The 13,796-nt window shown below is 42.6% G+C and carries 14 protein-coding genes; 5 read left to right on the forward strand and 9 right to left on the reverse strand.

Annotated elements, in window-relative coordinates; all coding sequences use genetic code 11:
* The coding region (locus GX348_02105; GenBank protein NLP40981.1) for an ATP-binding cassette domain-containing protein at positions 1-340 on the reverse strand (340 nt) is incomplete at its 3' end.
* 227 nt (positions 341-567) lie between these two features.
* Here GX348_02105 and GX348_02110 point away from each other — a divergent pair.
* Positions 568-765 (forward strand): twin-arginine translocase TatA/TatE family subunit, encoded by a 198-nt coding sequence (locus GX348_02110; protein NLP40982.1) that lies wholly within the window; start codon positions 568-570, stop codon positions 763-765.
* A 55-nt stretch (positions 766-820) separates the two neighbouring features.
* Here the strand turns inward: GX348_02110 and GX348_02115 are convergent, their stop codons facing one another.
* The 4 genes from GX348_02115 to GX348_02130 all read right to left on the reverse strand — a co-directional run bounded on the left by GX348_02115 (position 821) and on the right by GX348_02130 (position 4,074).
* Positions 821-2,071, reverse strand: coding sequence for a glycoside hydrolase (locus GX348_02115; protein ID NLP40983.1), 1,251 nt, complete (start codon positions 2,069-2,071; stop codon positions 821-823).
* A 296-nt stretch (positions 2,072-2,367) separates the two neighbouring features.
* A complete protein-coding gene (locus GX348_02120) occupies positions 2,368-2,979 on the reverse strand; it encodes an acetate uptake transporter (GenBank protein ID NLP40984.1) in 612 nt (203 codons plus the stop codon).
* A gap of 157 nt (positions 2,980-3,136) precedes the next feature.
* Positions 3,137-3,835 (reverse strand): SIMPL domain-containing protein, encoded by a 699-nt coding sequence (locus GX348_02125; protein NLP40985.1) that lies wholly within the window; start codon positions 3,833-3,835, stop codon positions 3,137-3,139.
* Between the two features lie 101 nt (positions 3,836-3,936).
* On the reverse strand, positions 3,937-4,074 hold the full coding sequence (locus GX348_02130; GenBank protein NLP40986.1) for a hypothetical protein: 138 nt from the start codon (positions 4,072-4,074) through the stop codon (positions 3,937-3,939).
* Positions 4,075-4,641: 567 nt separating this feature from the next.
* Here GX348_02130 and GX348_02135 point away from each other — a divergent pair.
* From GX348_02135 to GX348_02145, 3 genes are all read left to right on the forward strand, one after another.
* On the forward strand, positions 4,642-5,757 hold the full coding sequence (locus GX348_02135) for a hypothetical protein (GenBank protein ID NLP40987.1): 1,116 nt from the start codon (positions 4,642-4,644) through the stop codon (positions 5,755-5,757).
* A 189-nt stretch (positions 5,758-5,946) separates the two neighbouring features.
* Positions 5,947-6,933: a hypothetical protein gene (locus GX348_02140; GenBank protein NLP40988.1), complete on the forward strand. Its 987-nt coding sequence runs from the start codon at positions 5,947-5,949 to the stop codon at positions 6,931-6,933.
* A gap of 183 nt (positions 6,934-7,116) precedes the next feature.
* A complete protein-coding gene (locus GX348_02145; GenBank protein NLP40989.1) occupies positions 7,117-7,605 on the forward strand; it encodes a hypothetical protein in 489 nt (162 codons plus the stop codon).
* A 92-nt stretch (positions 7,606-7,697) separates the two neighbouring features.
* On the opposite strand, the gene GX348_02150 is transcribed toward GX348_02145, so the two are convergent.
* Positions 7,698-10,484, reverse strand: a complete 2,787-nt coding sequence (locus GX348_02150) for a hypothetical protein (protein NLP40990.1) — start codon at positions 10,482-10,484, stop codon at positions 7,698-7,700.
* A 40-nt stretch (positions 10,485-10,524) separates the two neighbouring features.
* The gene (locus GX348_02155; GenBank protein ID NLP40991.1) at positions 10,525-11,484 is read right to left on the reverse strand and encodes a hypothetical protein; all 960 of its coding nucleotides are present in this window, start codon (positions 11,482-11,484) and stop codon (positions 10,525-10,527) included.
* Positions 11,485-12,022: 538 nt separating this feature from the next.
* On the opposite strand from GX348_02155, the gene GX348_02160 reads away from it, so the two are divergent.
* Entirely contained in the window at positions 12,023-12,802 is a 780-nt protein-coding gene (locus tag GX348_02160; protein ID NLP40992.1) for an outer membrane beta-barrel protein, read from the forward strand.
* Positions 12,803-12,865: 63 nt separating this feature from the next.
* Here the strand turns inward: GX348_02160 and GX348_02165 are convergent, their stop codons facing one another.
* Together GX348_02165 and GX348_02170 are read right to left on the reverse strand one after the other, a co-directional pair.
* A complete protein-coding gene (locus tag GX348_02165; protein NLP40993.1) occupies positions 12,866-13,060 on the reverse strand; it encodes a YwbE family protein in 195 nt (64 codons plus the stop codon).
* A gap of 81 nt (positions 13,061-13,141) precedes the next feature.
* Positions 13,142-13,747 carry a peptidylprolyl isomerase gene (locus GX348_02170; protein ID NLP40994.1) on the reverse strand — a complete coding sequence of 202 codons (606 nt, stop codon included), beginning with the start codon at positions 13,745-13,747 and terminating at the stop codon, positions 13,142-13,144.
* Positions 13,748-13,796 lie beyond the last annotated feature (49 nt).

A 13,796-nucleotide genomic window follows, 5' to 3' on the forward strand; every position in this document is an offset into this window, starting at 1 on the left:
CGATTCGATGCCGCCGTTCTTGGGTGGGAATGTGATGAAGACGCCCATGGAGTTCCAGGTTTTCCCATGCTGTCAAGTCGGCGTCCAAGTTTAAGTGCTGGGGAACGCAGCCCAATAATGCTTTTATGTTTTTGGCCTCTTCCGACAGCGGCAGACTGTTGATGGTGATTGTGCCGGAACTATAGGAGGCTAGCATCGTAAGAATACGAATCAAGGTTGTTTTACCGGCACCATTTGGTCCCAGCAAACCGAAGATCTCTCCTTCCTCAATCGATAAACTTACATTATCCAGCACTCTCCTGCTGACGTATTGCTTTACCAAATTGTTAATCTGGATCATAAACTAACCCCTTTTTTGTACAATAGACAAGTATCATCGGATCACCAAGGGTGGAGAAACACAACTTTCTTCCCTTGTTTCAACAAGCCTAGAATTATTCCTTTATCTGAAAACAGAAGAGAGGATAAGATAAAGGAGTTTTACCCTCCCTGGAGAAGAATACTATTGTAAGTTAACTAATGTCGATAATAGTTTGTTTATAATAAATTGAAAGGGATGTAAAAATAATGTTTAATTTTAGTTTGCCTGAATTAGGTATGATTTTAGTTATCATGCTTATCATCTTTGGCCCCGGCAAATTACCCGAAGTAGGTAAAGCGCTCGGTAAAGGGCTTGGTGAATTACGCCGCTCACTGAATGGCGAACCATCTAAACAAGAAACCATCAACATTCAAGCCGAAGTTGATCAATCGGAGAAAAAGTAATGTTAAAAAGACCTTAGCCGCGACAATATGTCGGACTAAGGTCTTTATTTTTTGCCTACCATTCAATATTCTTTACAACAGTCAATGATTGCGCAAAAGTTTTTCCATTTCCCCTAACCAAATCTAAATCACTGACCACGACCTTCATCGGCCGAACTCGCCGTAGTGTTCCGTCATTCAGCCGCTCGACATAGGAGGCCAAGGAATGTATTGTATAGAACTTGCCGCTGTCCTTGCCGAGATAGAGCATTACATGCCCATTCATATGAAGGGTCGCGCCCGGTTCCAGGCTGTTTAGCTGAACTGCTCGCTTGCCCGGGTCTTGGGTAAGGTGCACCGTCTTCCCAACCTTTACTTCCTGCTGGTCGGCATTTCGCGGCAGCGCAAACCCAAAGCTGCGGTATATATTCATGGTAAGGCTTGAACAATCAACACTGTCATGCAATCCACCCCAACCATAGAGCATACCGTACGTTTTAAATGCCTGCTCAATTATATTGGCTCTTGTATATGGCAGATAACCGACGCTGACATCAGCTGACTTGGCTATAACAGCTTGTTTAAAATAAAGTTTGCCTTGGTCATCACGAGCCGGCAGCTTAACAAGATAACTTCCGCTATTGCTTGGCTCTGACTTTGCCAATATCAGCTTGGCGCCCATTTCAAAGACGAGCGGAGCCTTGGTGCTGTCAGGTAAGCTAATTTTGTTGGCTGTTACTACTAAAAAACTTTCTTCATTTAGATATTTCAACCATTCCTGGCGGTCGCTTGCCAGTGCAACATTAGCTGTCGGCACCCAGCCGCGATAGTTTGCCGTCTGGACAAAATACCATTTGGCATCAGCACTTTTATGAAGAATTACCACCGGTTCCCCTGGATTGAGGGCTGTTTCCTGAAACAAGTCAAAGTCCCGGTCGCCCGCCGTCTTAAATATTCCTGTATTGGTAGGAAATGTTCGGACATTAGTCCGCGTTGCGGTAAGGCCGTAACCAACTTCATTATAATCCTTCACTCCGCCCAGGTTTATTTGGTTATGTAAATTTGCAAAAAAGCCGGCTGAAGCTGGCATGCCTTGGGCATATACCCGATCTTTCGGGAATGATGAAGCTGTGAGCAATTCCGTCAACGTTTTCCCGAATAAGGATGCCGGATAAACGCGCAGGTCAAAAACAGTATCGGGCAATCCTGCCCTAATTTCGGCATTATAATCATTAATCTCTGTGGGCGACATGATAACTTCATCAGGTGCGGCAAGCTTACTAACCCAATATTGAGCCTGGCTAAGCCTTGAATTGGAATTAACCACTGCGCACTCCCCCGTATTAAAAGAACTCAATAACACTATCAGAGCTGCCACTACCCCTATAAATCTAGTTAACTGTTGCATAAATTGCTTTCTCTCCTAAGTATAATTGCTTTAACCATATTTATGACTATTTTGACGTAAAGCAGCAAAATACCTACCTGAGATCTTGTTTTTATCCTGGATGGTAAAAGGCTTCTGAAGATTTCTCCTCAGAAGCCTTTTATTGTCAAGCAAAACATGAGATCGCCACGCTTCACTCTGTTACGCTCGCGATGACACATTAGCTTTCCTATCCCTTATCTAAATATACCCAACGGTTTGCCAAGCGGCAGGAATTGCCTGCCGAAAAACTTATTAAGGAAGTTCGCACCTGCTCCATACAAAGACATAATAGCAATAATAAGTTCAGTCCATGCTGCAACCCCATGGGCCCAGTTACCACCCAAGCCAAGAGAATCTAAAGCCAAGCAGCCAAGCAAAACATCAATGAAAACCATAGTTATAAATAGCGTTTTATTAGTTTCAGTAGCGGCAATAGTGGCAAAAATAGAAAATATGAAATAGCCAAGAAACGCGATACCAAGTTGCTTAACATCGACAGCTGCAGCTAATACCGGGCCGAATGCGCCCATTTTTATAAGCCAGCTTGCCGCAACGCCGGTCCAAAATAGACCGTAAGCTCCAAACACAACAGCGCCGAACAAGTTGTTATGTTTAAAATCATACACAGAGGCCATCATTTGGGCAACCGATCCTAAGAGAATAGCCCACGGAATAACAAAGGAAAGACCGGTCGTGAAGCCAAGTTTTTGGGACGAAGCCACCAGGGTAACCATTGCAAGGCCGAATAATCCTAATGCTGAAGGGTCTGCGACTACAATTTGAACTTTTTGCTGATTGTCGTTCATTTCCTACCTCCTAAATATGTAGCGGTCAGGCCGCAGAAGATAGGATAATATATTGTTCGACTTCTGTCAATAGACAACTTTTAGAGTTTTACTTGCCTTTAGCAGTCCGGCAAAAATGCAATCTCGGGGATCGGAACCAAATGCCTTTATACGCTTATTAATCTGCAAGTTCTACCGTAACTTGCACGTTTGCACCAACGGTAATTTTACCGGCATTAATACTGGGAGCATAATCGGCAGCAGCTTTGAAAGCTCGGCTCTCCAACATTACCGGACGATAGTATACGCCCGACTCATTAACAAGCTTAACATCAGCAATTTTCTTATTTAAGGCTCCGGCAATTACTTCGGCCTTCTTCATAGCGTCCTTAACAGCTTCCTGTAATGCGGCATTTTTGATATCTTTTTCATTTTTAGATTCAAACTGAATTGAACTTATTTCATTAGCCCCAGCCTTTGTAGCAACATCAACTAAAATCCCGACTTTTTCCACAGGAGCAGTCACTTCGATACGATTTGTTACCCGATAACCCTTTAATGAGGGAAGCTTATCCTTTTCGTATTCATATACCGGTTCGATATTATATGTATCGGTTTTATAATCTCTGTCGGTTATGCCCTGCTCTCGCAATGCTGCTACCACTTTATTCATACTGGCAGTATTAGTGTTTTTTGCTTTCTCGATATTGGAATTAATCGTATTAACCAAGATTTGAATTTTAGCCACATCAGGGTCAACCTGTTTTTCACTGCTGCCAGTAACCTGCACGATGGTTCTTTCCGGAGCCTCCTTCGCGAAAGCCGGAACGGCAAGCATCAAGATAAAAACCATTACTAGAGAAATTCTTTTTAACATTCTGTCGCCTCCATATTTATTAGCCCATTTTCATCAGGTACAAGACCCGACTGATAAGTCATTCATAGCTATAAACGCAGTTTAAACAAAAAGGTAACGGCTTAATTCTGTTTTTTAATTACTGCCTTTAAAATATCCGCAAATGTACTTGATTTCTTTCTTGCCAATCCTTCCTTGGATTCCTTAGACTTCCGTTTGTAATTCTTTATGCTTTGGACAGCGGCTATCTTTAAAACCATATTAATCGCCTCCTTGGCTTTTAAATTGGTTTCTATTAATATTATCGGTAATATTCGGTGGACAGTTAAGGAAAAATTCGCTTCCGATTGGTGTTCAACTCCACCTAAGCCTATTTGTACTTATTCAGGGGCTTAGACGCTGTAGCATTGACCGAATGCATATAGATCACCATAATGGGGTCTCAGTTTGTTGAAAGAAGCTGAGATCGCCACGTTTCGCTTGTGAGAACCGATGGGACGTGGCAATCTCGATTTTTTCCTTATGTCTACTTTCTGAGATCACCCAACATGGTGGTCTTTTTTATTTTAAGCTAGCAAGTCGAGTTTTTTAATAAAAAACTTTCATTATATTTTGCATATTCAGTTCCTTACTTGGATATTAATGGAGTATCTAGACAAACTTGACTTGTCTTTAACTTAGGAGTCAACATACTAAATCGGTCTGACCCATTTAGTATGCACTTATAAATCTTTATCTCAGATATACGGAGGGGGGTCATAGTATTGAAGAGTTAGATGATATACTCAGAAATTCTGGAAATAAAAACTAGAAATGTGGAGGGAAAAATGATGAGAAAAAGTTCTAAAAAGGCAGCTCTGGCAGTTGCCGCAATGTTAGTAGGTTCAATGTTCTGTACGCCGGTGTTTGCAGCTGCACCTGATACTAACGAAGCTACCTATGGAGATGTGGACCTTAAAAGTTGGGGAGACAACAACGATGTGGCTTCTGTAGGTGCACAAGTTTTTGATTCCTTAGATTACAATATTGCAACAAGTTTTAGTGTTAGGGCCATAAATGGTAGTGCAACTAATCCAGAAAACTACAATGACGTGATGGCCATAGGAGCACGCGTGGGTGAAAGCCGCGACTGGAATATTGCCACTATGAAGGGTGATGTTACTGCAAAGAATTTTGGCTCGGGAATAAGTGGCTTAAGAAATGAAGTGACTGCGATTGGCGCCCAGATACTGGACTCTAAGAATGGTAATACCGCTACACAGGGCGCCAACGTAACCGCCTCAAATTCAGGCGATTTTAGCAACGTTACTGCTATTGGTGTATCTATTGCGGATAGCGGTCATAACAATACTGCCACAACGGGAAGTTGGGGTGCGGTAACAGCAACAAATATTCCCAATGGAGCAGACCTAGTTAATCCAACGAATGGTGTACATGATGCTGGTTTGAACAATGTTTTAGCCTTTGGAGCAGGGATTAGTGAAAGCGGCGATGGCAATACTGCACATATGCAAACATATGTCAGTGCAATAAACTATGCCAATTACGGCAATACATATGGCAATGACGTTACAGCAATAGGAGCATTAGTATCCGGAAGTGATAACGGCAATACAGCAAAAGCTTGGAGTACCTTTGCTGAAATATGGCCGGATCGTAACGACCAGATCGACGGATATCATGGCGAGTCTTATAATAACACTGCGACTAGCCTTGGAGCTCAGGTTATTGATAGTGGTTCCTATAACACTGCTAATGCAATGAATGTAAGACTTGACATGGGCGGCTTTGGAAATAGCGTTGCTGCAGTTGGCGCTCAAGTGTTGAATAGCGGCAACTATAATGTTGCAACTGGTGGCGATGTATACGCGAAGTCCGTCGGCAATAACAACAAAATCACTGCTATAGGTGCCCAAATAAGCAAAAGCGTTAAAAAGAAATAAAAAGTAGCACTACGGTGGTTATTTAATTTATAGCCCTGGCTTGGTATGAGTGGCCGTAGCATTTGCTAGGCCACTCCATGCCAGTTCCTATTGTAAATTAACAGTGCCAAAATACTCAGAATTCTGACGGAACAATTAAACACGTTTCACTATTCAATTATTTAGATAGTAAGGGGGGGATATAGTATTGTGATAAAAAGATGTAAAAAAATAATCATATCAGGTCTTTGTGCTGCAATGTTCCTATGCTTGCCAGCCTTCGCGCTAGCCACTGAGGCGGAAGTAGATACTAGTAACAACCAAGCTATCGGTGAAGCTAATACATCTGCGGCTGGTAATGACAATATCGGCATTAGTATTGGTGCCGAAATTACAGGAGGTAGCCAAAACGTTGCTGTTGGCTACAGCACTCAGGTTATCAATGGCAGCTTGAATAACGCAGAAAATTATGGGGCACTTATCATTGGTGGAGGTACAGGGAACACCGCTATCGGCACTAATGCACAGGTTATTAACGGTACTTCATTAGAAGCAGTCGGCTATGGTGCCGCAGCTGGGTGGGGAAATAATAATACTGCTATCGGCAACCATGCCTATGCTGGAGGTAACGTCTATGATAGACCAACACCTAGCGATAATAATGTTGCAATAGGGCATTATGCAGAGGCATACGGTGGCAGCAGCGTGGCAATAGGCGATCATTCAATTGCAAATGAGGCAAATACGGTTTCTGTTGGTCAACCTGACTATGAACGCCGTATCATGAATGTCGCACCAGGCTACTACGATACCGATGCCGTTAATATGAGCCAGTTGCGTAGTTTGGATAGTAAAGTTAACCGCGTAGGTTCAATTGCAATTGCAATGTCAGGCTTAGCGCCTCTTCCATATGATCCGAAAGATCCTACTCAATATTCTGCCGCATATGGCACCTATAACGGAACCGGCGCAGTAGCTTTAGGGGTATACCACTATACTAAGCCTACAGTAATGTATAATATGGCTGTTGCCATGAGTGACGACCGTTGGGAAAAATCAGCACGTTTCGGTGTTACTTGGCGTACAGGTGGCGCCAAACCTAAGCCTCTTACACCTACTACCATCAAAAAGACCGATGAGGAAACTATTGATTCCGGAGTTAAAATAATTCTAGCCGATAGAGTCGGTGCCAAATAAAGTGGCACTATGAAATTCAAGGATGTAGAAAACCAAATAAATGATAGTTAATAAAGACAAGTAACATTAGTTACCTGTCTTTATTTTTGAGGCGATATATCTACGATATTGTTGGAATTTGTTTAAAGGGAATTACTGGAAATTGCAGAATTGTTTACATATATATTTGCAGGAGGTTTTCATATGGAACGAAAAATTATCATTGCCTTATTTCTGACTCTGACAATATTACTTTCATCTCAGGTAGCATTTGCAGGAATTAAGGTTTCTAACGATGACAAGCCGGTCTTTGTATCGAGCCATATGATGGGCGGCGAAGTATTCCAGCAGCCTAATGGCGTTTCCACGTTAAGCGGAATTGCGACCGGCTTTGCCGGGGATAGATTTCCACTAAATGTACGTTTCAAGACATTGACAACATTTGTTGCGACTGCCCGCTATGAATCTCCGGAAAGTACTATTATACTTACCGATTACTCTGGAAAGAAGATTTTAACCAAATGTGACTTCTATATGTTCTTGGCTAGACCAGGAGCATTGGATACCAAAATTATTGATTGGAATATAACCTTCCCGGAAGAAGGATTTTATGCGTTTAATATTTTTGTAGACGGAACTCTTGTCGGATACTATCCTTTTTATGTCTGGACAAAGGGTGTAGTAATTAAATAGGAGACAATAGCTAGGGCAATCTCTGACATGATCTATTGAAAACAGGGAACACGAACCGTGTTCCCTGTTTCATGCTTATACTTCTTCGATTGTTAAGCAGTTGTAGATGAATCAGCTGATTTGCTTTCAGTGTTTGGTAGAGGCTCAATCGTTTCACTGGAATTTTTTTTGTTGTGGCTAGCTGTATTGAAACGAAGTGTAACACCAAAACGTCCCATTTGCTCACTACCACTAGTTGCGAAAGCAAGGTTGAGTAGAACGTCTTGATTAGTATAGTGATAGAAACCTAACGCAAAGGCGTTCTCCCCGGAATAAGTACCGAATCCGAATGCTGCTTGAGTAGGTTGATCCGGTTTATACGCTAACGGAGCTAGCCCGGAGATTGCTGCTGACAGAGCTCCAACTTTATCAATTCGATTGCTTAGCCAATCAAGCTGACTAACATTTATAGCATCTGTAGGATAGACGCCTGCTTGAACATTAGTTATCTGGCGTTCGTTACCTTTACTACCGACAGAAACCGTGTTATCACGATCTGCATTTGAATTTGCACCTATTGCAACGCTGTTATGGGCAGTGGCACTAGCGTTAGAGCCGATAGCCGTACTACTTGATCCAGAGGCATGTGCTTTGAAACCCATAGCTGTATTGCCAATCTCACCATTACCATTACCGGCTTGAGCGTGATTACCTATTGCAACATTACCAATATTACCTGTGCCATTACCTGCCCACACATCATGGCCTAATGCCAGGTTATTGTCATTATACATACCATTACCCGCATAAGCATCATGACCGATGGCTGAATTTTGGTCATTGAACCAGCCATTTCCGGCTGCTGCGTTACTACCAACTGCTGCATTCCTGTCGTTACCTATACCATTACCAGCTGCAACATTTCCACCAAGAGATAGGTTCTGATTATTGAATGTACCGTTTCCAGCTTTTGAGTTATGACCAATTGCAGCATTGAAGTCATTGCCGATACCGTTGCCGGCTGCTACTTCATGGCCAAGTGCCAGATTCATATCATTTTTCGCGCCATTACCGGCTGCTGCCGCAAAACCATAAGCTTCGTTTCGATCATTGTCGTAGCCATTGCCTGCGGCTACTAGCACGCCTTTAGCTTTATTACGGTCGTTTTCCGCGCCATTACCCGCTGCTGCAAATATGCCTTCGGCTTTATTGTGATCGTTGTCATAACCGTTGCCGGCGGCTGCCAATACGCCTACTGCCTTATTGTTAGTATTGTCGTTGCCATTACCTGCGGCTACGCCAAGACCAAATGCCTTGTTATTTTCATTGCCATTACCGTTGCCTGCGACTGCCAATACGCCTGCTGCTGTATTGTCGGTGTTACCGTTGCCATTGCCTGCGGCTACGCCAAGACCAAATGCCTTGTTATTATTGTTGCTGTCACCGTTACCGGCGGCTGCCAATACGCCAACTGCCGTATTGTTAGTGTTGTCGTTGCCATTACTGCCTGCTGATGCTAATGCGCCTAGCGCTATATTGTTGGAATTGTTATTGCCGTTAGTACCTGCTGATGCTGAAGTACCAATAGCTACGTTTTGCATATTGTCATTTCCGTTACCTGCTTTAGAACCATCACCTATTGCAAAGTTAAGGCTGTTTCTTTCTCCATTTCCAGCCTCTGCCGCTTGTCCTGCGGCGATATTAACCTTATTATCGTCACCATTTCCAGCTCTGGATCGATCTCCAATTGCAAAATTGGCAATATTCCTATTTCCGTCTCCCGCTTGAGCGGATTCACCTGATGAGCCATTTAAAATGTTCTTAGTGCCATTACCAGCAGTAGCACCATTTCCATCAGCGTAATTAAAGAAGTTTAAGCTTCCTTCACCGGCCACACCACCATTATTACCAACGTTACCACCATTTCCCATCCCATTTCCAGCTCTTGAGTCCTTACCGGTTGCAATATTTCCAACATTTAGTGTTCCATTACCGGCTTTAGATCCTTGGCCGTCTGCCACATTGCCGATATTGCCGCCACCAATCAGTATCTCACCATCTTCGGATTTACCACCGTTGCCAGCTTGTGCATTCTTCCCATAGGCTTCATTACCCATGTTCAAAACACCGTAACCTGCTTTAGCAGACTCACCATCAGCGATATTATTTTTGTTTAGAATGCCATTACCAGCAGATCCTCCGTTAGATGCATTATTCTCTTCATTGAATCCGCCTATGTAGTTATCGTCCACTTTAAATCCATTTCCTGCTGTTGAATTAGCATCATTAGCGATGTTATTCTTATTACCAATACCGTTTCCCGCTGATGCATAATCTCCATTAGCAGTATTACTTATATTACCACCGCCAATTCCAACTCCTAATATACTTTCACCACCGTTACCAGCTGTTGCACCAATACCTGTTGCTTTATTACTAGCGTTATTAGCTCCATTTCCTGCCTTCGCACCGACGCCATCTGAGATGTTGCCATTATTATTTGTACCATTTCCGGCTTCTGCATGATTTCCTTCTGCAATATTGTTGTTGTTATTTCCAAAATCACCATTCCCGGCTCGTGCATAATCGCCTTTAGCTTGATTATTATCGTTACCTCCTGCATCACCATTCCCCGCTTCTGCGTGGCTTCCGATTGCAATATTATTATCGTTGAAACCTAGTTCACCGTTTCCCGCACGAGCATGATCGCCATCAGCAACGTTTTCCGTATTAGGACTAATTTCAAACCAAAGAACTTTATGGTAAGGTCGTCCAGCTTCAGCACCTGCACCATTTTCCACATTTCCACTAACCGAAGCCCACGCCGGTGCAACATAAAGCGTCTGCACCGCTAAGCACAATGTAACGACCGACACTTTCCCCCATTTACTTAGTTTCATGTCTTTCCTCCTATCAGAAATGCCATACTTAGCTGCATTTCTAACCCTTCACTTCATTATCAGTAATCGCTGAATCACTTTCATTTATACTCACTTGAGCCATAGTTTCAACTGCTTCAGGAGTTACAGCCGTTACAGGCACCTGCTCCGGGACTACTGACTGAGCTTTAGGTGAAGCAGGAACTACAGGATTAGCCGGAGTAACTGGGGCCACTGGAGTAATGGGGGCTAGTGGATCTGCCGGTGCTGAATTTTGTTCTTTATCTTTAGATTTCTTTAAACGTACTGTTAATCCCGCGCGTCCCATCTTTTCACTTCCGCTAATTGCAAAAGCAGCATTTAGCAAAACATCTTCCTTCGTGTAGTGGTAAATACCAGCGGCAAGTGCATTTTCGCCTGAATACATGCCTGTTGCAACTGCAACTTGAGTCGGCTGGTCTTCTTTATAGGAAAGCGGAGCTAAACCGGACATTGCGGCTGCTAAAGAGCCTACTTTATCAATTCGGCTAGACTCTCGCTTTAACTGACGAACATTAACGGCGTCAGTTGGGGCTACACCATCAGCAACATGAATTATTTGGCGCTCGTTTCCAGCGCTGCCAACTGATACAGTATTAGCACGATCACCTGTTGTTGAACCGCCGCCAATAGCAACACTATCTTCAGCGGTAGCAGTTGCACCCGCGCCAATCGCTGTAGTATTAGTTCCATTAGCAGTAGCTTCAAACCCTACTGCTGTGTTATTTGACTGGTTATTTTCAGTTCCAGCTTGAGCATTATATCCTATAGCAACATTGTTATCACTGTTTTGCCCGGTACCAGCTTTAGCATCATTGCCAACTGCCGTATTGTTTTCACTCCCACTACCGGCTCCAGCTCCTGCTTGAGCGTCACAGCCGATATCTACATTACTTGAAGCCCATACTGCGGGAGTACCACACATAATAACAGCCATACATAAGAGACCAATAAAACCTTTTCTAATCTTACCCAGTTTCATTATTTAACCTCCTCATTTGCTTTAAGAATCCTGTATTAAAGCCACTTTGCTACTTACAAAACCACCTCCAAATTGAAGCGTTGCGGCTTTAGTAACCAAAGAAAAACCTCCCTTACCCAGGGAGCAAAGATGGTTACTATAAAACATTGAAAACTTTTTAGTCCCATTTAATGGAATTATTGGTAAATTATATCCACCATGTCCAAGTTTTATTCATAAACATAAATAAATAAAAAAAGCCGTGAGAATGCTTAATTCATAAGCATTCTCACGGCTTTTTGACTGGCAATTTCAGGTTGTAATTGTCGGATATTTACTTTTATATTTGCGTTTCTTTCATTTCACCTTAGTCGAAATATGTCTATAAAAACATTACTTAATGATATGCATAATTTGATTCCTATATGGATATTAATGGAGTAGTTAGACAAACCTGCTGCCTAACTAAATTAGAAAATAATAAAAACACTGGTGATCATGGACAAGTTAGCGAGAGTGTATGCCTATGAACCATTTAAGAAATTTAGGAGGATTCAAAATGAGAAAGTGTGTATTGGCAATCTTATTTATCTTCGCGTTATCCAGTGTGGCTTTTGCCAGTCCGCTTACGGACTATTCAAAAGGTAAGGCTGCTTTGGATTTAAACTATCGGGTAAGTCCTGACTACGATGCAAGCTTGGGAGTCAAAGGTACAGATTTAGATACTGGTAAAGTTGGTTTCGACGGAGACAGCAATGTAGAGTGGGGTTTTACTTATGGTATTGGAAACAATTGGGCACTACAATACCGCCAAGCAACGCCTACGGGAAATCTAGCTATTCCTTTCGGTGGAATTTATGAACCTCAATCCACTACTGCACTAAGCAAGTCCTTAGCCTCTGAAGGGCCTGAAATACCTACATTAAATTTCGAATCAAAAACTAGAGTAGAAGAATATAATGTCCTTTATAAACTAGATAAAAACTTTTCTCTCTTTACAGGCATAGTAAGAGCAAATCCAAGCGTTAAAGTTGGCTATTCGCCAATTGTTGATCATTTTGCTATTCAGGGCGATGATAAAAATATTTGGCAATTTGGTGTTGTAGCAGTTAAACCGCTAAACAAAGACTTCACTACCTATGGTATTGCTTCATTTGGCAGCGATTATCGGAACTGGGAAGTGGGCCTCGGATATAAAGTTGCCAAAGATATTGATTTCAACGTCAACTATCGCGATATGAAAGTTGACGATATGAAATTAGTTGGCATAGTCGGACCCGATTTAACGACTGATTCCGAAGTTAAAGGCTGGGGCTTTGGCGTAACATACAACTTCTAATATAAAACCAAAAAGTTCACATGCACTCTCGCAGCGCTCGGAAAGGAGCGCTTTTTTCTTTGGTTATTCCAAAACCTCCTGCACCCTGCCAATAATCCCATCAGTCAGCCTGACCTTAATCCCCCGGTGATGGACTGGACTGCTGGTCAGAATATCTTTCACGATTCCCTCAGTAAGTTGCCCGGTGCGCTGGTGCTGTTTCTGGACAATCTTCACCTTTATACCGGGTCTGATATTTTTTCGTTCAGTTCCGTTCATGTTGTATCCCCTTTCAATATCTTCAGAGCAATGAAGAAGCCACTTTACACCTTTCGATGCTAGTGGCTCTTAAACACTTTTTTATTTAGCTTTCTCAATTGTAATCTTCTTAATTACAACATCCTCAAGCGGCTTATCCTGTGAATTTGTTTTAACCTTGCCGATTGTTTTAACTACGTCCATACCTTCGATTACCTGGCCAAATACGGCATGCTTGTTGTCCAGCCAAGGTGTCGCTTGGAGGGTTATAAAGAACTGTGAACCGCCGGTATTCGGGCCAGCATTAGCCATTGATATTACGCCCTCGGCATGTTTTAGATCGCGATGGAACTCATCAGGGATTGTATAGCCCGGGCCGCCGGTACCGTTACCTTTGGGATCGCCGCCCTGAATCATAAAGTTATCAATGACGCGATGAAAAATTACGCCGTTGTAGAAGCCTTTATTGGCAAGATCGATAAAGTTCTTGGTCGTCACTGGCACTTTATCCTCGAATAGTTCAATACGGATATTGCCTTTGGACGTTTCAAACAATGCGATACTGTTATTCTTATTACTTATTTCAGTCGCCTTAGGGGCAGATTCAGGTTGAGTATTTTGGGTGTTCGTATTACTTCCTGCACATCCAGTTGCAACCAACATCATAAATGTCAGCATTACTATACAAGCTACTAAATTTTTCTTCATAGCCATCACCGCTTTCTATAATCATCCAGATAATAGTATACCATAATTT

The organism is Veillonellaceae bacterium, from assembly GCA_012523975.1.
GTDB lineage: Bacteria > Bacillota > Negativicutes > JAAYSF01 > JAAYSF01 > JAAYSF01.